Source organism: Allochromatium warmingii, from assembly GCF_900107145.1.
Classification (GTDB): domain Bacteria; phylum Pseudomonadota; class Gammaproteobacteria; order Chromatiales; family Chromatiaceae; genus Thermochromatium; species Thermochromatium warmingii.
The window spans coordinates 1-20,693 of record NZ_FNOW01000049.1; the positions used below are offsets into that span (position 1 = coordinate 1).

Here is a 20,693-nt window from a genome sequence, read left to right on the forward strand (position 1 = left end):
TAACGCCACGGACAACCTGTTTTGTTTAAATAAAAGATAGCATTCAAGATTTCGCGTAGATCACTTGATCTTGGGCGGCCTGTTGTATAAGGCTCAAGTTCTTCGAAGATTTTTTCAACAATCTCCCATTCTTCATCGGAGATATCGCTTGGATATTTTGGCGAAGAGTTTTTTTCTGAAGTCATATTCACGATATGAGTGATTTTAATTAACTCGCAAAATTTGCCATATTCTCGAAAAAATCTACTTCAAAATCAATAGTTTAGTTTTTAGACAGCCTCTCAGTCTGAATGCCAGCTTATTTTCAAGCTGCTTATTGCAAGTTTATTGAGAATAACACATAAAAACAGATGAAAATCTATTTGCTTTGCAAACGTTACTATACAGGAAAAGATTTAATTAATGATCGCTTCGGGCGTCTTTATCATTTACCTATACAATTGAATCGGCTCGGAGCAAAGATTATTGTTGCTGCTATCGACTATCGTCACTCACACGTTGAGCAGCATGAATTAGATGGAGTTGTGTTTCGCACACTTCCGATAACTCCAACAACTTTATTAGGTTCATTGATTAAACTGTGGAAAAATCTACGTCTTGACCCGCCAGATATACTAATTGCAAGCGGTGATAGTCATATTGGCTATCTTGGGCTGCAACTTGCTCGCAAACTGGGGATCCCTTTTATCTTCGATGTTTACGATTACTATCCTGCTTTTGCCAGCAATCGTATACTAGGAATGAATGCGTTTTTTCATAAAGCAGTAACTAACGCAAATCTTCTACTCTGTGCAAGCATACCACTTATGGAGCGATTGGCACTACTGAATGCCAATCGGTTGTTAATTGAGAACGGTGTAGATCGTCATCTTTTTAAAAGAAAGAAACAAAATGTTACTCGATTAAATTTAGGTTTGCCTGCTGAAGCTATATTAATTGGTTATTTTGGTTCTATTCAGTCGGCGCGTGGCCCTTTGTTAATTGATGCTTGTCATCAATTACGTACAGAAGGATTTGATCTTAACCTACTGCTCGCTGGTACTTTATCCCGCGTTTCTCTTACTGAAACTTGGATTCACTATCTCGGAGCTGTTCCGCAGGAGCAGGTGCCAGAGCTGATCGCTGCTTGTGATCTAGTTACAGTTCCCTATGCTGATAATGCCTTCAATGCTATGTGTGGTGCCTGCAAAATCGCTGAATATCTCAGCTGTGGAAAACCCGTAGTTGCCACTGATATTGCCGGTCATCGTGAGATCTTCCGTGATGCGCCTCAGTCCTTGTGTCGTCCAAATGTTGCTGATATGGCTGAAGCAATCCGCCGTCAACTCGTGAATCCACAAATTGCGCCTTTCCCTGCTTCTTTAGAATGGAAAGCAATTGCAAAACAATTAATGAAAGCACTTGATGAGATCATGTTAGCTAAATCTGTTTTATGAAAACGAGTGTGCAGATTTTTGAAATCCTTGAAAAGGATTTATTGATCGTCATCACTGATTTTAACGGCAGCGATCAAACCCAGCGCTGTCTGGACGCTTTACGGGCTAGTCAAGATCAGCATTTCAAAATATTGGTTGTCGATCACGGTACTGATGGTCGCACACAAGAAATGCTGGCGACTGAATACCCTGAAGTGATACGTATTGAAGGATTACCCGAACTGTGGTGGACGGGAGCCACCAATCTTGGCATTCGTTCAGCTTTAACGCTAGGGGCGCGTGCCATCATGCTACTCAATAATGATTGCTACGTAACACCTGAGACGCTGGGCACTCTGCGATCATTATCACAGAAGCATCCTGATGCGATCATTGCCCCGATTCAGCGCGACTGGCGCAGCGGAAATATTACAGCCATCAGTCCACGTAGCAATTTTTTGCTCGGCTTTCCAACGATTTTAGGCCCACGCCGATGGTCTTCTGCGATGGCGGCTCAAGCTGTGTTGCCTGTTGAGCTTATTATTGGTGGAAGGGGTGTGATTCTGCCTGTAAGTGTATTTAACTGCTTAGGTCTCTTTGATGAAGCGGTCTTGCCGCATTATGGGGCTGACCATGATTTTTATCTGCGTGCTCGCAAATACAATATCCCGCTCTATGTCGCAACCAGTGCTTTCGTTGATATCGACGATACCCGTACAAGTGCTGCTTCTTATCCCGAAATACTGAATTTACGCGCTTTTCTGCATAGTCTGCACGATAGACGCTCCCATCGTAATATTCAGGATGTCATGGCACTTTTTCGTAAACACTATCCAATTCCACGATTATATTTGCTTGGTGTTGCGTTGTATCTCGGTCGTTATTTTGCAGTTTATCTTGTTAAGCGTATGCGTCTGTTCATTATGGTACGAAAACAATCACAAGGCAAAATTAAAGGATAGATGTTACTTCATCAGGAAACCAATCATCCTCTAACAAAAGATCGCCTGAATAGGGTGATTGTTTTGGAAAAAGTGTTAGCGGTAATCCTGTCTCCTTGCTCGCTAATTTTGTGCTATCAGCGTAAGCCGCTGTGATAGCCTCGGGCAGAAATGGTTTGAGGCTCGGACAGTCTTGCAGGAGGTCACGAATGCGTAGCCGTTGCTCTAAAATTGATCCGCGCCATGAGCCGCTTCGATGCGCGGGCTGGAACCGCCAGTTGAGCAGGTGCGCCAGCAGGATTTTCAAGCGGCTGATTAATTCCTGGCGATCACGTTTAGCTATGCTCTCCAGTTCCTCAATCAGATGCTCAATGTCAATATCTTGGAAACGACGTTGTTTGAGCAATTCCGCTGTTTGGCACGTCCAAGCATGAATGTCGGTCTCATACAGGGTTGCGTTCATTAATGCAGTGCTCTTTGGTTTTGATGTTATATTCAGTGCTCAAGTTGAAATAGACCCAAGCACTTGCTTATAGAGTTGTCGATACTGTTCGGCAATGACGGGATAAGCAAATCGTTCTACCGCCCGCTGGCGGGCCTGCTGACGGAGTGCCGCTCGCTCGGTGTTAGCAAGAACCCAAAGAATGCCGTTAGCTAGGTCATCAACATCGAATGCTTGGGCGAGATAGCCGGTGCGCTGGTGTTCGACAATATCGGGCAGACCGCCGATATCGAAGGCGATCACGGGCGTTCCGCAGGCCAGTGCCTCCGACGCCGTTTGACCGAATGCTTCTTGACGCGACGGGACAAGCATGGCGTCCGCCGCGCTGTAGATGACGCGCAGACTGAGGTCATCGTTCAGCCGCCCACAGTAGTGGACGGGAAAACCGAGATCCGGCGCGTTCTCCGGCTCCGCCTGCCCGATCACAATCAGCCGAAGATCCGGCACCTGACCGCGCAGCCGCACGAGCGCCTCGGCGAGCAGATCGAAACCCTTGCGCGGATCGACCGCACCATCGTAGGCACCGAACAGCAGCAGCGGACCGGTCGGCGGCAGACCCAGCAGATGGCGCGCGGCCGGCGGGTCGATTGGGCTCCAGAACTCGGTATCCAGCGCATTGGGGATCACCTCGACCGGCCAGTCCGCCATCAATGCGCTCTGGCGCACGCAATCCGCCAGCCAGCGGCTCGGGGTAACGATCTGTATGGGGCGCGTCCAGTGGCGCTGCTTGCGGTTCCAGGTCCAGCGGTTGAGATCCGGCCCGGCCTCTCCCGCTGGGCGATTGCCTGTGGTGTAGCTGGTCTGCCAGCGGTCATCCGTCGCGTAATGCTCCGCGCCGCAGAAGGCCCACATATCGTGCAGGGTCCAGACGATGGGCCGACGGACCCGCGCGATGTCGGCGACCGAGAGCATCACCGAGCCCATCCAATGCAGATGAACCAGATCGACGTCGGAGCGCGCGATCCGGGCTGGCCAGCGGGAGGGCAAGATGGCGGCCGAGTGCTGCACCGGGTTGGCCGTTCGCATCAGCCGCATCGCGGCGGCTTCCAACTCCGAACACCCCAGATGGACGAGCTTCTCCAGCTTGGTCGTCGCACCCCGCACGGTCGGATCGCCCGAGCGCGCGCGCATCACCCGCATCCGCGAATCGACCCCCGACGCGCGCAGTGCCCGATGGATGCGATAGGCCGCGCGCGCAGCGCCGCCGAGGAGATCGGATTCGCTTAGGTGCCAGATGTTCATGGTTGGGTGCCTGCTTTTCGCACCCAGGATTTGAGCAAAGCGAGGAGTCTTCCCGCCAGATTCAGAAGCGGCCCCAGCGCACGGGCGATCCGCGCGCGTCGGTTAACGCCGGATCGGTCCACTTCGCCCACCTTCCTGAAGATCTGGACATGCGATGCACCCGGCACGCAGCCAACATAAACCAATGCCAACGAGTCGATGACATATCTGAAGGTATGCCGCAGATAGAAGGTCGAGGGCAGATGGCAGGCGATGAAGGGATGAAAACAGTTTGCGAATAGCACCATACCACCCACGCGAGTGGCGGCGATGCACCGCAGAGCCAGTTCGATGGGCTTCTCGACATGCTCCAGCACGTCCTGAGCGATCACCACGTCGTAGCCGTCCGGGGAGAAGGATTCGCGAAAGACGATCTCTTCGTGTCCAGCTAAACGTCGCTGGAAGAACTCGGCCGGAAAGGGTTCGATGATCTCGATGCGGACGCCGCCCGGAATCCTGTCGGCGATCTGTCGCGCGAGGGTGCCCGAACCGCCGCCGAAATCCGCGATGCGCAGGTCTGGGCGCTCAGCCCAGGTATCGCCAAGATAGTCGGCAATCGCTTGCCGATGGGCCAGGGATTCAGGGTCAGACTCTGAGAAAAGACCATTGAGCACCCAAACCGGATGGGCATAGAAGTCATCGATCCGCTGTTCTGCCAGCGGTTTGCGATTGTCCAGACCAAGCGCGCGCCAAACCCTGTCCATCTCTGCCCAGAGTGCTTGAATATCCAGTCCGTGACCATAACTGAAACGCGCCAGATAGGTCGCCAGATCCTCGGCACACCAAGTCAGATTGACCTCTGAGGCATGGCAGGGCGATCCCTTTCCACCACGAATCGCTGCAAACACGGATCGGACAGAACGCGAGGCGCGGGAAAGCCGACTCGTGAAGTGGTGCCGAAAGACAAAATCATCCGCTTGACCATCACGCGCAACATTGGTTGGATGCGCAATGGTTCCGAGCGCCTGACGTGGCAAGACATGCCGCCGCAGCGCCCCGCGCGTATGCGTTGCATCCTCCCCAAACCCGATATTCGTCACCAAATTCACGTTGGGCGTTGCCGTCAGACCGCCGCGATACCAAACACTTGCCGTCCAGGGATAATCCCAAGTATCAATCTCACCACGCGCCATTCGGTCAAAGATTACCTCCCAATAGCGGCGCTCAACCGCATCCGGAGTCCGCTCACGCCAATCTGCCGAGGTTTTCCACTCCAGCCAGAAGCTCAGATTCCCGTCATAGAGCCGCCAGGCCCGCCGCCAAGACGCCCAACCCCAAACGTGGTTGTACTTGGAGAAATAGTACGAAGCATCACCGCGCCGGCGGCCCCGTTGGAAATTGTCCCCGGTGATGACAGAGACCCGCTCGTCTTCCGCATAGCGTTCCAGCAGCACATCACAGAAGCGGAAGAAATCCGGGTGGGGCAAACAATCATCTTCAAGAATGATTCCCTGTTCTTCCTGTTCGAAAAACCAAGTGATTGCGCTGCTCACCGCGAGCTTACAACCTAAATTTTGCTCTCGAAACAATGTTTTGACATCGCACGACCAATCGACCGCTGTTGCAATGTCTCGAACCTTGGCCACTCGCTCCGCTTCGCCGTCACGCCCTGCTCGCGCCCCATCGGCGGCGACATAAAGCCGTGGTGGTCTGGCCTGGCGAATCGCCTCGAAAACTTGCGCCGTCGTATCGGGTCGGTTGAACACCAAAAACAAAACAGCGGTGTTCAGCGGACTAGGCGGTGGTGCAACAATTGGTGTCATAGGGAATGTTTAGCCGTCGGCGTGATGGGGAGTGTGACACGCAGGAAATCGTCTGTCGCCTCAAAGACCGGGGGGGTTCCCGTGGATTGACGAACCAGCGGCACGATCTTGCGCCGCACCCCCATGCCGCGAGCGTCAACATAGCCATAGTCACGCAGCACCTCGACAATGATCGGGTTACGAGCGGATCGCTGACCGGCCAGCATCTTATCGATGGTCATGGAATTCTGGAGCGCACCAGGGCTGGTCAGCGTCAGGCGGTCGGCATAGCGCACGACCTCGACTTCCGCCGGGCGCGTCCAATCGCGATGAGCAAAGGCATTGAGTAGCGCTTCCCGTATCGCCTCGGGCGGATAATACCAGTGCCGTTCACGGCGCAGATGCTCCGCCAGTTCCGCCGATTCGTCCGACAGGAACGGCAGCGACCGCTCCATGAAGATTTCGATCAGGCCGTCCTGTGCTCGAAACACCTGCCCCGTTCCGGACACCGACCACAGTCCGACCAGTGGCGCATCCAGCACCTGATCGTCCAGTGATCGGTAATCCATGTCATTGCCCGAAAATGCCATCCAGCGCAATCCGGCCTGTCGCAGTAGACGGCGCGGACGGTGAGCGAACAACACGACACCGGCAATAGTGCAGACGGGAGGGCCGTCGTCTCGTTCATGCATGAAGCCGAGACCGCAGAGCCGCTCTAGCCATCCCCGCTCGTCCTGCGGTACCTCATCCGTCAACACCCGCCCCAGATAATCGGTCAGACGCACGCGGTCGAGATCGGCTAGTGCGGTCCCGGAAACGGGCAGCAGTTCAGCATGTAGTAGTCCTCCCGATGCAAACAACGCGGCCTGTTGTTCGCGCCGCAGATCGTCGCGCTTGAACTCGACGCCGGAGTTCTCGCCCTGGCGGATCAAGGCTAAGAGTTCTTCGGGGGTCATGTCGGCTTGTCGGTTTTCATTCTGTGATTAGAGATTGAGCTGTTCAAGATTGAACCGCAGGCGCTGTTTTGTGAGTTCAATAGCGAGCGTTAATTGATGCAAGGCGCGTTGAAAGTTATCAAAACGTTGTTTCCAGCGTATATCATGTGTCACGGCCAATCCTTGCCAGCAATTGATCGAAATAGGCAATCGTCGGCTTCAGTCCTTCATCAAGCGTGATGTTCGGCTCCCATTTCAACGCTTCCCGAGCAAGTCGAATATCAGGTTGACGTTGTTTTGGGTCGTCTTTAGGCAAGGGCTTATAAATAAATTCCGAACATGATCCGGTCAGGTCACGTACTTTTTCTGCTAATTCGATCATACTGAACTCACCCGGATTCCCCAAATTGACAGGGCCTGTCAGTGCATCCGGGCTGTTCATCAAGCGCACGAATCCCTCAATTAGATCATCGACATAGCAGATTGGTAGTGCCCCAATCTATATGATGAGAAAACTTTTTTGCCTTTCCTGATCAAAGATTTAGATCGGTCGCCATCATATAGATTGGGGCACTACCAGCAGATTAAATGTTTTTAAGTTTTAAAATAGCAGATTCTAATCTGTATGAAAGCCGATTTAATTTTATTACTGTGTTACGTAGATATCCAAAATCTTTATCACGCTTCGCGTGAATTGGAAAATTCTGTAAAGCATCCCAATCAGGGATAAGCTTTTCTGTGTTACTTTTTGGATACCAATATTCATAAGCTGAAAGTGTTTTCACACAATGCTTAATACAAAGTAAAGTCCAGATTGCCTGATCATGTCGATGCTCAATAAAACCCAGCAAGTTGGGAGATACCGATGGAGTATCGTCAACCAAATCGAACCGTTCCCAAATAATTTTTTTCCATTCATTGATAATAGCCACTGAATCTTTAGATTTTTTTATCAGAATAACGCCTGCCCCTATTGCTTGCGCATTCAAAATGGCAGTGTTTCCTCTCGTTTCAAAATAATCCAATAAATCGCCTTTAATATAATGAAGGTTTGGTTGGTTAAACAATTTGCGACCATCATAGCGTAAATTAGAGTTTTCGCTATTCGGTGCATCCGCTTGAAAAGCTATAATTCCTTTATCTGCTTTCTCTAAAATATCAAAGTATTCAATCAGACGTTTCTTACCTCGGAGGTTCAAATGACAACCAGCATCAAGATAGAGTAAACAATCGCCATCGCTGATTTTATCAAGAACACTTGCAATTACTTCTGGCTTCCATGACCAATAGCCGTACCCTCTTGAACCAAATATTAATCTGTCTTTAAATTGCCTCCTAAATTCAGAAGAAAGGTCACATTCATCTAACAGATAAATTGCATTAAATATACTAAATTCACTCGCTTGCTTCGAAAGACGCTCAAGTGAGCGACGCATGCGACTATCAGCAAAAGAAATAAGATATTTCATATTAATATAGAACTCTTTTTTAATCAAATTTTTCTCACAAAAATTAAAATTCTCAACGGATTCATCGCAGTAAGCTTCATCAAAAACATTGGTCGCGTTACAGCTTGTAATAAATCAAAAAACAAAGTGGTTATTGCTTGAGAAATAACAGTCGCAGATGCAGCACCTACTGCACCATAAAGAGGAATAAGCCACAAATTTAATCCAATGTTAGCAATACTTCCAATTAAGGATCGTCGCAAAAGTAGCATTTGGTGATCCTCAGCAAGGAACCACTTACCACTTGCAATGCCAAGAAAAACAAAAATTGATGCCCATATATATATGGCGAGTACGGTACCGGCGCTAATATAGGCTTCTCCAAACAGTAAAACAATGATGGGAGTTGCCAAAAACGTCATAGGAAGCGCAACAGATACACTAATAATAACCATTAAATCGTAGAGCTTTTGTAAGCGAGCATAATATTGAGATTCACTTTTTTGTTTGGCTTCCAGAATCGCCGGAAAAACCGACGCTACAATCGCCATCGGAATAAAGTACCAAACTTCACTGATCCTAACAGCCGCGCTATAAATCCCAACCGCTTCATCGCCAATCATCTGACCAAGCATGAGTTGATCGATCCTCATATAAACTGTAACCGCAATCGATGCAAGGATCATCGGCCAACTGTCTCGCAACAACGCCGTGCTTCGCTCAATGCTCACCCGTAAACTGCATAGCGTCGGCCCGTGCTGTCCCATAATGACCAGCAAAATCATTGCAATCACTAACGCCTCAGCAAACATCACCCACACAAATGAAATTAGCGACGCCTGCTGCAAAATTAGCAACACCTTAACCGCCGCAAAGACCAGAAACACACTATTCTGCACCCAAACCGTATATTTCGACTGAACTTGCGACTCGAACCAATAAACAGCTATCTCACTCGCTTTCAACAGCATCATCGCCCCAAGAATCGCTACGATACTGCGTAGCAACGTATCATCAGGACGCAGATAAACAATCGCAACCAACATCAGCACATACGCAACTAAACCGCCGATAAGTTGCAAAACCGCCGCTGTACCTAAGGTCATTTGCGCATTCTCAGGATCGCGCACAATGTCACGCACGACAATTTCCGGCAAACCCAGTGTAGCAATCGCGGCAAACAGCCCCGTAAACGCCAGAGCAAAATTCAACAGACCAAATTGCTCTGGCCCAAGATAACGCGCCACCCACACACCGACCAGCAGCCCCACCCCCATGCGCAACAGCTTATCGAAAAACAGCCAGCCGATGTTATCGACGATCCTGACCAGATTAGGCCGATGCGCGATGCGGCGATAAATGAAGGCGGGGATAAGGGTCATCTTGAAATGCTTATTTCTCGTAAGGTGCGTGTTGAGAAAAACTCGTACTCAAAACGGCTATCTGTCAATCATCTTTTTAATTTTTGTCGGCGACAGGAGTGATGCTCATAAATCAATTTCCCCAAATCGCCCCCAAGCGAATTGTTCAGCATAAGCACGAATTTGCTTGGTATTAAATGGATGATCGAGCACCTCAAGCACGGCTTCTGCAAAGTCGGCATGGTCACCAAATTGGATCAGACGACCCGAAACGCCGTCACCGATTGCATCAATAACCCCGCCGACGGCATAGGCTACCGTCGGCAAACCATGCGCCGCTGCCTCGATTGCGACCATTCCAAAGCCTTCGATGTCTCCTAGAACCTCGCGTACCGGAAATACAAAGACATCTGCTGCTTGATAAGCATCTGCTAAGTCAGTTTCAGATACTGTGCCAAGAAATCGGACATGCCCGTTCACCCCCGCCGCCCGCGCAACCTCCCGAATACTCTCCGGCGTCTGGCCCTCGGCAAAGAGCGCCTGCTTTGGCACATCACCAATGACAAGCAATTGCACATCTGGCCGCTGCGCCACAATACGCGGCAGCACATCCGCCACGAACTCACGCAACCCCTTCCGCGCTGTCAGCCGCCCGACCGATAGCAACAGCGGCACATCGCCAAGCCCATAACGGACACGGAAACGCTCACGCGCACCAGCATCTAACTCAGGCAATTCGACCCCTGGATGCACGATGCGCAAACGCGACACTGCGACCCCTGCACCTTCAGCCAAAGCTGCCGTCGCATGACTGTTAGCGATCACGCTATCCATGCGTCGCAACAGTGGCCGCCACAACGCCCGATAGAGCCGATTCGGCACCACGATATCCAGACCATGCACATAGACAACCGCTCGCGCACCGCACACCCGCGCCGCTAACCATGCCAAAGGAGCCGTCAACCCACTTCCGGCTAACACAACTGCCGGACGCAGCCGCCGCGCCTGAATCACTGCCTGAATCACCGCCTCCAACAGAAAACGCCATAGCGGACGCAACGCGACCTCAGTGACATCAACCTGTTCTGGTGCCTGTTCTTCAGCTCCCGTAGGCGCAATGACATGCACCTGATAACGACGGTTTAGCTCTTGCGCCATGTGCCAATTAAGTCGCTCCATCCCACCCCAGAGCGGCGGAAAGTTGCGTGTGATTAGCAATAGCGGCGGTTTTGTTTGGTATCGTGTAATCATATTCCCCAAAAAGAGCTATCTTCTGTTCCGATCCATCGCCATTGATCGAGCCACGCGCTGGTTCTACGTCTCTAGGCGCACAAAACACACAAATTTTTACCGCGCCGACAAAATAAAGCTATTCGGACGTTCTGCTGCATAAAAGCTCAACACCTTGCGCACATAATCCTGCGTTTCAGCATAGGGCGGAATCTGGCGACCATGCTTAATCACCGCCCCTTCACCGGCGTTATAGCCAGCCAGCGCCAGCTTGACATCCTGATCGAACATATCTAACAGATCGCGCAAATAGGCGGCACCGCCGCGAATATTCTCGGCTGGATCGAAGCTATTTTGCACCCCATAACGCGCCGCCGTGCCCGGCATCAGCTGCATTAAGCCCTGCGCCCCGGCCCGCGACACGGCGCTCGGATCATAGGCCGACTCAGCGCGGATCACCGCGTGCAGCAAACTCGGTGAGAGACCATAGCGCCGCGCATTAGCCAGCACCAGCGTATGATAAAGCGCCCGCCGTGACGCAAGCGACGCACTGAGCTTGGTCGCTGGCAGCGGTGCATGACTGATGGTCGGTGGGCGACTTTTGGGCAGCGGACGCGACACCACCGCTCGCGCTACGGTTTGCGACTCACGATGCCATTCGAGTTTATAGCGATTGCCCTGCAACGGGGCGTCAGTGAAATACACGTTTCCCGCTGCATCCACATATTTATAGATATCCGCCCGCGTCGGTTCGGCACGCATCAGCCCGCTTGCGCCACACACCAGCGCCAGCGCACAGGCCGTTTGGCGCAGACTCCACGTCCACCCGTTTGACTGATTGTTGCTTGTTATCACGCTTTGTCCCACGCATCCGATCCCCAAAACCGCCGCTGGTGCGCAATCATAGCGCGTGCGCTGTGCGTCCGGGTTAGCTTTGTAGCCCGATACTTAGGATGGGTTCTTCAAGTGATGTCTAAACATTTGTACCGTGAAAAACACAAAATTTGATTGGACTCATCGGTCATCAACACTATAATCGAATCTTCTTATAGTATTAACGTCACTAAATGTACCGGGGGGGAGCATGAACCGACGTTACTTTTTGAGTGCTGCGCTGGCGGCTGTTGCCGCGCCTGTTGCGGCGGCACCGTTTTTTTCACGCCGTTTACTTGACCGTCCACGGGTGCTGTCGTTTCGACACCTGCATACCGATGAGCTGATTGATGTCACGTACCGGATCGGCGACATCTATCAACGGGCCGCGCTGCAACGCCTGAACTACTTTTTCCGTGATTTTCGCACCGGCGATGTCACTAATATGGATCCGCGCCTGTTCGACATCCTCTACGATCTGAAGCTGCGCCTCGGCGATACGCACGCCAGCTTTGATGTCATCAGCGGTTACCGCTCACCCAAAACCAATTCACGCCTGCGCAAAGCTTCTAGCGGTGTCGCCAAAAATAGCCTGCATTTATGGGGCCAGGCGATTGATGTGCGCTTTCCGGATTACTCTACACGCCGCTTGCGCGATGCCGCGATTGCACTCGGACGCGGCGGTGTCGGTTATTATCGTCGCTCGGATTTCGTGCATCTCGATACCGGCTCAGTGCGCACCTGGGGTGCGTGAACGGTTCAGTTCAGTGCTTGGGGTCGGCTCCCGACCCCGCCCGATGCGTTCCAATCTTTTCCGCTATTTTCTGCTCGTTTCAGATCGTTTCAGCCTAACACGCGAAAGCTGACGCTCAGTTCCGGCAGATCAACGTCGTTGACGCCCAGCTTGAGCGTCTGATTAAGTGTCACCCCATCGCGCACGCGCAGCCGGGTTTCCAGCGCCAGTTCTGGAATCAGCAACACGGCGCGGCGCTCTTCAAGCGCCACCACCACGCCTTCACCCGTCCAGTTCGGGTTGTCCTTGAGATAGACTAGCTTCCAATGCTGATTCGACAGCCGTTCACCGCGTCGCACGGCTATCGACGACTGTTCGGCTTCGCCGATGCGTTCGAGCACCTGGGTGCGCTCTAACAGCGGGGTACCATCGAGCCAAGCGCGGAGCTGTTGATGCACCAGTAAATCCGAATAGCGCCGCAGTGGGCTGGTGGCTCGCGTGTAATAATCGAGACCCAATCCAGCATGACGCTCCGGCTCTAGCACTAAGCGCGTCGGTTTGAAGCCGCGTCGCCGCGCATACATGCTGGCTAAATCGGCGCTGTCATCGCTGGAATCCGGCGGCGGCTGGCTGGCAAAGGGAATCGGAATCGCGTGTTCAGAACACAGCCGCGCCACCGCTTCACCGGCCATGAGCATCGCGTCGGCGACCAGTTCGCGGCTGACTAAACGCGGCAGCGGACGGATGCACACCTGACCAGCGGTGACGCGCACGCTGACATCGGGTAGATCCAGCCGACTGGCACCGAGCGCGAAGCGACGGGCGCGATAGCGGTCGGTGATCGCCCGCAGTGTGGCGAAGGGCGCTTCGTGGAGGCGCTGCTCGACGGTGTCGTAACTCAGGCGCGTGACGCGCACCCAGGTGCGATGAATCTCAACATCGCGGATCGCGCCCTCACTGTCACAACAGACCGCAAACGATAGCGCCGGCGAAATCTCCTGTAAGCCCAATCCGAGCTGTGCGGTGACTGCGCCCGGCAGCATGTTAATCACGCCTTCGGGCAGATACAGATTCGCGCCGCGTGCGCGGGCTTCGCACTCCAAGTCGCTTTCGGGTCGCACCAGTGCGCCGACATCAGCGACATGAATCCACAGCCGTTCGCCGTCGAGACTCAGCGCATCATCGGGATCTTGATTGCCTTCGTCGTCAATGGCGTAGGCCGACAGATGGGTGAGATCAAGCCGTGTTTCTGTGGCTAAATCGGGAATCGGCAGGTCGAGATCAACAAGCGGCGCACCGCAGCGGCGCGGATGCGGGTTGTGATGTTCTGGCCAGTGGCCAATCTGGATCAACGCTCGATGGGCGCTTTCTGGGGTTTGCGCATGACCGAGGGCGGCGAGAATCCGGCTTTGATCGGATTGACCGACTGCCAGCCGCTCAATCTCGCCCAGATGCGGCGCATCGTCGGGCGCGGGACGGGCGGCCGCGAGGCGTTCGAGCAGCGCCCGCCATGCCTGATCCGCAGCGGCTTTGGCTTCACGCTCGGCGCGTTCGCGCTCGACGATTTCACGCGAGCGCACCTGAATCGCACTTGGCGTGCCGACAAACGCCAGCCCTTCGGCAACCTGCTGCCACACGGCCCAGGCGCTCGCTGGGGTGTAAGCATCGAAGGCTAACTCGGCTAACTCACGCAGCGTGGTTTCGGTACCTTCCAGCAGCTCCCAAGCGGCGGTCAGCTCGCCGTCGAGCGGGACGAGATCGGCGATCTGGCGCAGTGGCCCGGGATGCAATAATTCGATGTCCTTAGGCCGGACACGTTTGGTTTGGCCGCCAGCTAACTCGATGTCGATTTTGTCACCCAGCGCGGCGACCCGCGCCGGTTTGTTTTTATAGAGAACGAGACTGTCGAGCGGCGGTGTCACTTGATGTGTCGGCAAAGCGTTATGATCCCGGCAAGCAGATTAAAAAACGATCAAATGTTGAACCGCACAGGCGCAAAGGACACAAAATTTTTTAATTAACTTTGTGTCCTTTGCGTTCTTTGCGGTTCAAATTCCAAATTCGAGCGGTCGCCTGTCAGTGTCCAGCACGAAAAAAACATTGGTGTTCATTTCTGAATCATCTCCCGTAAAGGGGTTTAACGCTTTTTCGGCGGTAGCAGATCGGTAATCGAACCGTGCGCCATTTCTGCCGCAAGTCCGATGGTTTCGCACAGGGTCGGATGCGGGTGAATCATCAAACCGAGATCTTCCATATCCGCGCCCATTTCCAGCGCCAGCACCGCTTCGCCGATCAATTCACCAGCATTCGGGCCGACAATTCCCGCGCCGAGCAGCCGTTTGGTTTCGGGATCAAACAGCAGCTTGGTCATGCCCTCATCACGGTGAATGCCGAGCGCCCGCCCGCTCGCTGCCCAGGGAAACACGCCTTTTTCATAGGGGATACCGTCAGCTTTGGCTTGCGTCTCGGTCAGACCCATCCACGCGACCTCGGGATCGGTGTACGCAACCGACGGAATGGTGAGCGGATCGAAAACCGACGGCAGCCCAGCGATCACCTCAGCGGCAACCTTCGCTTCATGCGTCGCTTTGTGCGCCAGCATTGGGCCGCCGACCACATCGCCAATCGCGAAGATATGCGGCACGTTGGTGCGCTGATGGGCGTCAACCTTGATAAAACCGTGCTGATCGACGACCACTCCAGCGGCTTCAGCGTCGATGCGCTTGCCGTTAGGCAGCCGTCCGACCGCAACCAGCACCTTGTCATACAGCTCGGTGCCAGGGTGTTTGCCCTCAAACGTAACCTGAATTCCATCGGGGCCGGCGGTCATGCTGGCCACTTTGGTTTCCAGCCAAATATTGTCATAGCGGGGTTTAATCAGCTTTTCGACCGCTTTGACTAGATCGGGATCACAGCCGGGCATGAGCTGATTTTTCAATTCCACCACGTCGATCCGCGAGCCTAACGCGCTGTAAACGCTGGCCATTTCCAGCCCGATGATGCCGCCGCCGACAATCAACAGCCGTTCGGGAATATCGGCCAGCGCCAGCGCGTCAGTCGAATCCATGACCCGTGAATCTTCGTGTGGAAAGCCGGGGATTTTCAGCGGCGCGGAGCCACAGGCGATGATCGCTTGATCGAAGCGCACTCGCACCCGTCCGGCTTGCGTCTCAACGCCGATGCGATTCGGCGACTCAAACCGCCCAACGCCTTGAAGCACTGTGACATTGCGCTGTTTGGCCAGCGCCGTTAGTCCGCCGGTAAGTTTGGCGACCACCTTGTCTTTACCAGCCCGCATCTTGGCTAGATCGACCTCCGGTGCGCCATAGGTCACGCCCATGACATCGAGGCTTTTGACCTCTTCCATGATCGCGGCGGTGTGCAGCAGGGCTTTCGACGGAATACAGCCAACATTGAGACAGACGCCGCCGAGTGTCGGGTAGCGTTCAATCAGCACCACTTTTTTACCCAGATCGGCAGCGCGAAAGGCAGCGGTATAGCCGCCCGGCCCCGCGCCCAGCACCACCACTTCGGTGACAAGCTCGCGGTTGGCATCTGGGGCGCTGGTCGCACTGATGGGGGCATCTATGCTGTCAGCAGCAGCGGCGCTGTCGGCCTGTTCTGCGGCGTCGGCGTCGCGCTCCAGCGTTAAAATCACAGCGCCTTGCGAGATCAAATCCCCGATCTTGACGGTGATCGCCCGCACAATTCCGCCCTCGGGCGCGGGAATTTCCATGCTGGCTTTGTCGCTCTCGACCGAAACTAAGGATGTCTCTGGTTCGATCCGATCACCGGGGGCGACCAAGATCTCGATGATCTGCACCTCCTTGAAATCTCCGATGTCTGGAACCTTGACCTCGATGATGTTGCTCATGTTGCGTCTACTCTCACGGGCGCGGCGGGCGCTGGCAATCGGTTAGGGAATCAGACTGCGCATCCTAGCAGATCGCTGTTAGATCAGCAGGCGGCGGATGTCGCCGAGCAGCTCGCGCAGCAGGTTTGTAAACCGTGCGCCATCTGCGCCATCGACGACGCGATGATCGTAGGACAGTGACAGCGGTAGCAGCAGGCGCGGCACAAATTCGCGTCCGTTCCACACCGGCTTCATCTCCGCCCGCGAGACGCCCAAAATTGCGACTTCGGGCGCGTTGACAATCGGCGTAAATGCGGTGCCGCCGACGCCGCCGAGACTGGAAATCGAGAAACAGCCGCCCTGCATGTCACCCGGCAACAGCTTGCCGTCGCGGGCTTTGGCGCTCAGTTCCGCTAATTCACTGGCCAATTGATGCAGTCCCTTGTGGTCAACATCGCGCACCACCGGGACAACTAGACCATTCGGCGTATCGACCGCGACCCCAATATGCGTGTAATGCTTGTGTACCAAGCTTTCGCCATCGGGCGTCAGCGAGGCTTTGAGCACCGGCATCCGTGTCAGCGCGACCGCAACCGCTTTGAGCAAGAACGGCAGCAGCGTGAGCTTGACGCCCGCGTGCGCCGACGCTTCCTTCTGCGCATGGCGGAAGGCTTCCAGTTCGGTAATGTCGGCTTCGTCGAACTGGGTGACATGCGGAATGCTCATCCAGCAGCGATGCAGATGGCGACCGCTAAGTTTGCGGATGCGCGGCAGTTCCTGAAGCTCAGTCGGCCCAAAGCGGCTGAAATCGACCTCAGGTACACTCGGCAGCGGTAGTGCAGTAGCAGCACTCGGCACCGCCGCGCCCTCATCCTGCGCCAGCGTCTGTTTCACATAGCCCTGAATGTCATCTTTCAGCAGCCGACCTTTGGGGCCAGTGCCCTTCACCCGCGCCAGATCAACGCCCAATTCCCGCGCAAAGCGCCGCACCGCTGGGCTGGCGTGCGCGGTACGCCCGCGAGCAATCGCCGTCATATCTTCAGGACGCGGCAGCACCGGCGCTAACCGCCGTTCGCTCTCGCCCGGAGCGCGGGGCGGTGGCTCGGCTGGCGCGGGCGCAACCGCTGCCGCTGCTGCCGCTTCCGGTTCAGGCGCAGACGCTGCTTCAGCGTCCGCCAGCTCAACACGCATCAGCAAATCACCCTGACTGATGCGCTCCCCAGTCTTAACCAAGACTTCGCGCACTCGCCCCCCACAGGGTGCCGGAACCTCAATCGTCGCCTTGTCGCTTTCAAGGGTCAGAATGGATTGTTCAGCCGTGATCTGATCGCCTGCGGCAACCAGAATCTCAATAATTTCGACAGCGGCAAAATCGCCGATGTCAGGCAAGCGGATCTCTTCGAGGCTTGACACGCACAGTGCTCCTGAAAACGATTGGCCGGATGACGCAAATAACTCCGTTCCACTCAGATCACTTAGACCCGCACCGGATTGGGCTTGTCTGGATCAATGCGGTACTGCGTGCGGGCGTCCGTCACCCGTGACAGCGGAATCATACCCTCATCGGCGAGCGCCTTGAGCGCAGCGAACGCAATATGCTGCCGATTGACCTCGAAGAAGGCCCGCAGTTGACGACGCATATCACTGCGTCCAAAGCCATCGGTGCCGAGCGTGACATAGCGCCGCGTCACATAGGGCCGGATTTGATCGGCGTGTAAGCGCATGTAATCGGTGGCGGCGATGATCGGGCCGCTGGTCGCGCCAAGCTGGGTTTCCACCCAGGTCGCACGCGGCGCTTGCTCAGGATGCAGCCGGTTCCAGCGTTCGATCTCGATGCCTTCGCGTCGCAGTTCGTTAAAGCTGGTGACGCTCCACACGGTCGCGCCGATGCCGAAATCTTGTTCGAGCAGGTCAGCGGCGGCCAGCACTTCGCGCAAAATGCTCCCCGAGCCGAGTAATTGCACCTGCTGTTCACACGCTGCCGCCTGCCGCACCGGATATAAGCCTTTGAGAATCCCCTCGGCGCTGCCTTCGGGCAGCGCGGGCTGAACATAGTTTTCGTTCATCGCGGTGATGTAATAAAAGACGTTTTCTTGGTCTTGATACATCCGTCGCAGCCCATCCTGCACGATGACCGCTAATTCATAGGCATAGGCTGGATCATAGGCGACACAGTTGGGAATGGTGGCGGCTAACAGCAAACTGTGACCATCTTGATGCTGCAAGCCTTCGCCAGCGAGCGTGGTGCGCCCGGCGGTGCCGCCGATCAAAAAGCCCCGCGCCCGCATATCGCCCGCTGCCCAAGCTAAATCGCCGATGCGCTGGAAACCGAACATCGAATAATAGATATAGAAGGGAATCATGCTCTGGCCGTGATTGGCGTAGGCCGTAGCTGCCGCGATCCACGATGACATTGCGCCAGCTTCGTTGATGCCCTCTTGCAGAATCTGGCCTTTTTTGTCTTCGCGGTAATACATCACCTGGTCAGAATCAACCGGCTCGTAGAGCTGACCTTGTGAGGCATAAATGCCCAACTGCCGGAACATGCCTTCCATGCCAAAGGTTCGCGCCTCGTCGGGGACGATGGGCACGACATATTGACCAAGTTGTTTGTCGCGCACCAATAGGGTCAGTAAGCGCACAAACGCCATCGTCGTCGATAGCTCTTTGTCGCCACTGCCTTCGAGCAGCGATTTGAACGCTTCCAGCGGCGGCACCGGCAGCGCGGGCGCATCATCGCGGCGGGCAGGTAAAAAACCGCCGAGTTGGGCGCGGCGGGCGTGCAGATAGTGGCTCTCAGCACTATCGGATGCCGGTTTGTAAAAGGGCGTGGCGTCAATTTGATCGTCGGAGATCGGGATATTGAAACGATCACGGAAGGCGCGTAGCGCACTCTCACCCATCTTTTTCTGCGAGTGGGTGATGTTCATGCCTTCACCAGCGACGCCCATGCCGTAACCTTTGACCGTTTTGGCGAGAATCACGGTCGGTTTGCCGCTGGCGGTCATCGCAGCAGCATAGGCATTAAAGACTTTAATCGGATCGTGACCACCGCGATTGAGCCGCCAGATGTCCTCATCTGACATATTGGCAACCATCGCTTTGAGTTCCGCGTATTTGCCGAAAAAATGCTCACGGGTGTATGCGCCGCCTTTGGCTTTGTAGGCTTGATAATCGCCGTCGAGACATTCTTCCATGCGTTTGAGCAGCAGGCCGAGTTTGTCGCGGGCAAACAGCGGATCCCAGTAGCGGCCCCAGATGACTTTGATGACATTCCAGCCCGCGCCGCGAAAGACCGCTTCGAGTTCTTGAATAATTTTGCCGTTGCCGCGCACCGGCCCGTCGAGCCGTTGCAGATTGCAGTTGACGACGAAGACGAGATTATCGAGGCGCTCGCGGGCGGCCAGTGAGATCGCGCCCAGCGATTCCGGCTCGTCCATTTCTCCGTCACCGAGAAACGCCCAGACTTTGCGCCCAGCGGTGTTGACCAGTCCGCGATCACGCAGATAGTGCATGAATCGCGCTTGATAAATCGCCATCAACGGTCCGAGGCCCATCGATACCGTTGGGAATTGCCAGAATCCGGGCATCAGCCACGGATGTGGATACGATGACAGTCCGTGACCATCGACTTCTTGCCGGAAGTTGTGTAACTGTTCTTCGCTGATGCGTCCTTCGAGAAAGGCGCGGGCATAGATGCCGGGGGCGGTGTGTCCTTGAAAAAAAACGAGATCGCCGCCGTGATCCGGGGTGCGGGCGTGTAAAAAGTGGTTGTAGGCAACATCAATCAGCGTCGCCGATGAGGCAAAGCTGGAAATATGGCCGCCGAGTTCGGTCGAGATGCGGTTGGCTTGTACCACCATCGCCATCGCGTTCCAGCGCACCAGTGAGCGGATGCGCCGTTCGAGTGCGAGATCACCGGGGAAGGGTTGTTCGGCTTGAACCGGGATGGTGTTGAGGTAGGCGGTGTTGGCGCTGTAGGGTAGGTAGGCACCTGAGCGCCGTGCTTTGTCGATTAGGCGTTCAAGTAGGAAGTGGGCGCGTTCGACGCCTTCGTGTTCGAGGACGGACGCGAGTGCGTCGAGCCATTCTTGCGTTTCTTGTGGATCAATGTCGGGCGTGTGGGTCATTAACTGAGCTTCCAAAGGCACTGTCCAAGTGGACAAAGCTGGGAGTATACCCGCATCCCTCGCATGGATTAAATACTAAGGATTCGATTTAGCAATGCAATCCGCTGAGGATGATTGCCGCTGAAAACGCGGAAAAACGCTGAAAATGAATAGCTGCGCGATGCGCGACTTTCTATCCAACTGTAATGAGCCCCTCGAACTGTAGATCGGGGCGTCCTAGGGAGCGATTGATCCAGATGGCCAGCGTAT

16 protein-coding genes and 1 pseudogene are annotated in these 20,693 nt (G+C 54.6%); 3 read left to right on the forward strand and 14 right to left on the reverse strand.

Annotation, left to right across the window (positions count from 1 at the left end; all coding sequences use genetic code 11):
* Positions 1-185: transposase (locus tag BLW10_RS11960; protein WP_143116984.1), on the reverse strand; the 185-nt coding region annotated here is incomplete at its 3' end.
* Positions 186-350: 165 nt separating this feature from the next.
* Between BLW10_RS11960 and BLW10_RS11965 the strand changes: the two genes are divergently transcribed.
* Positions 351-1,436: a glycosyltransferase gene (locus tag BLW10_RS11965; RefSeq protein WP_091335005.1), complete on the forward strand. Its 1,086-nt coding sequence runs from the start codon at positions 351-353 to the stop codon at positions 1,434-1,436.
* Positions 1,433-2,377 (forward strand): glycosyltransferase family 2 protein, encoded by a 945-nt coding sequence (locus BLW10_RS11970; RefSeq protein WP_091335006.1) that lies wholly within the window; start codon positions 1,433-1,435, stop codon positions 2,375-2,377. The genes BLW10_RS11965 and BLW10_RS11970 overlap by 4 nt, the downstream gene beginning before the upstream one ends.
* On the opposite strand, the gene BLW10_RS11975 is transcribed toward BLW10_RS11970, so the two are convergent.
* The 9 genes and pseudogenes from BLW10_RS11975 to BLW10_RS12020 all read right to left on the reverse strand — a co-directional run bounded on the left by BLW10_RS11975 (position 2,367) and on the right by BLW10_RS12020 (position 11,617).
* Complete coding sequence (locus BLW10_RS11975) at positions 2,367-2,819, reverse strand: DUF29 domain-containing protein (protein WP_091335008.1); 453 nt, start codon at positions 2,817-2,819, stop codon at positions 2,367-2,369. The genes BLW10_RS11970 and BLW10_RS11975 overlap by 11 nt on opposite strands.
* Before the next feature lie 39 nt (positions 2,820-2,858).
* Complete coding sequence (locus BLW10_RS11980) at positions 2,859-4,100, reverse strand: glycosyltransferase family 4 protein (protein ID WP_091335009.1); 1,242 nt, start codon at positions 4,098-4,100, stop codon at positions 2,859-2,861.
* Positions 4,097-5,902: a class I SAM-dependent methyltransferase gene (locus tag BLW10_RS14040; RefSeq protein ID WP_177169063.1), complete on the reverse strand. Its 1,806-nt coding sequence runs from the start codon at positions 5,900-5,902 to the stop codon at positions 4,097-4,099. Before BLW10_RS14040 ends, BLW10_RS11980 begins: the two co-directional genes overlap by 4 nt.
* Positions 5,899-6,837, reverse strand: coding sequence for an ATP-binding protein (locus BLW10_RS11990; RefSeq protein ID WP_091335011.1), 939 nt, complete (start codon positions 6,835-6,837; stop codon positions 5,899-5,901). The genes BLW10_RS14040 and BLW10_RS11990 overlap by 4 nt, the downstream gene beginning before the upstream one ends.
* 142 nt (positions 6,838-6,979) lie before the next feature.
* Positions 6,980-7,297 (reverse strand): annotated as a pseudogene (locus BLW10_RS12000) (SDR family NAD-dependent epimerase/dehydratase); the annotation flags it as partial.
* Between the two features lie 103 nt (positions 7,298-7,400).
* The gene (locus BLW10_RS12005) at positions 7,401-8,285 is read right to left on the reverse strand and encodes a hypothetical protein (protein ID WP_143117070.1); all 885 of its coding nucleotides are present in this window, start codon (positions 8,283-8,285) and stop codon (positions 7,401-7,403) included.
* A gap of 23 nt (positions 8,286-8,308) precedes the next feature.
* Entirely contained in the window at positions 8,309-9,646 is a 1,338-nt protein-coding gene (locus BLW10_RS12010) for a flippase (protein WP_091335015.1), read from the reverse strand.
* 105 nt (positions 9,647-9,751) lie between these two features.
* Complete coding sequence (locus BLW10_RS12015; protein ID WP_091335016.1) at positions 9,752-10,876, reverse strand: glycosyltransferase family 4 protein; 1,125 nt, start codon at positions 10,874-10,876, stop codon at positions 9,752-9,754.
* Positions 10,877-10,972: 96 nt separating this feature from the next.
* The gene (locus BLW10_RS12020; RefSeq protein ID WP_091335026.1) at positions 10,973-11,617 is read right to left on the reverse strand and encodes a lytic transglycosylase domain-containing protein; all 645 of its coding nucleotides are present in this window, start codon (positions 11,615-11,617) and stop codon (positions 10,973-10,975) included.
* Between the two features lie 322 nt (positions 11,618-11,939).
* Here BLW10_RS12020 and mepK point away from each other — a divergent pair, with 322 nt between their 5' ends.
* Positions 11,940-12,482, forward strand: coding sequence for a peptidoglycan L,D-endopeptidase MepK (gene mepK, locus BLW10_RS12025; protein WP_091335018.1), 543 nt, complete (start codon positions 11,940-11,942; stop codon positions 12,480-12,482).
* Positions 12,483-12,571: 89 nt separating this feature from the next.
* Here mepK and BLW10_RS12030 read toward each other — a convergent pair whose 3' ends face one another.
* From BLW10_RS12030 to aceE, 4 genes are all read right to left on the reverse strand, one after another.
* Positions 12,572-14,398 (reverse strand): RNB domain-containing ribonuclease, encoded by a 1,827-nt coding sequence (locus tag BLW10_RS12030; RefSeq protein WP_091335020.1) that lies wholly within the window; start codon positions 14,396-14,398, stop codon positions 12,572-12,574.
* 200 nt (positions 14,399-14,598) lie between these two features.
* The gene (gene lpdA, locus BLW10_RS12035; protein ID WP_091335022.1) at positions 14,599-16,335 is read right to left on the reverse strand and encodes a dihydrolipoyl dehydrogenase; all 1,737 of its coding nucleotides are present in this window, start codon (positions 16,333-16,335) and stop codon (positions 14,599-14,601) included.
* 78 nt (positions 16,336-16,413) lie between these two features.
* Positions 16,414-17,727 (reverse strand): dihydrolipoyllysine-residue acetyltransferase, encoded by a 1,314-nt coding sequence (aceF, locus tag BLW10_RS12040; protein WP_091335023.1) that lies wholly within the window; start codon positions 17,725-17,727, stop codon positions 16,414-16,416.
* Between the two features lie 62 nt (positions 17,728-17,789).
* Complete coding sequence (gene aceE, locus BLW10_RS12045; RefSeq protein ID WP_091335025.1) at positions 17,790-20,444, reverse strand: pyruvate dehydrogenase (acetyl-transferring), homodimeric type; 2,655 nt, start codon at positions 20,442-20,444, stop codon at positions 17,790-17,792.
* Between the last annotated feature and the right edge of the window lie 249 nt (positions 20,445-20,693).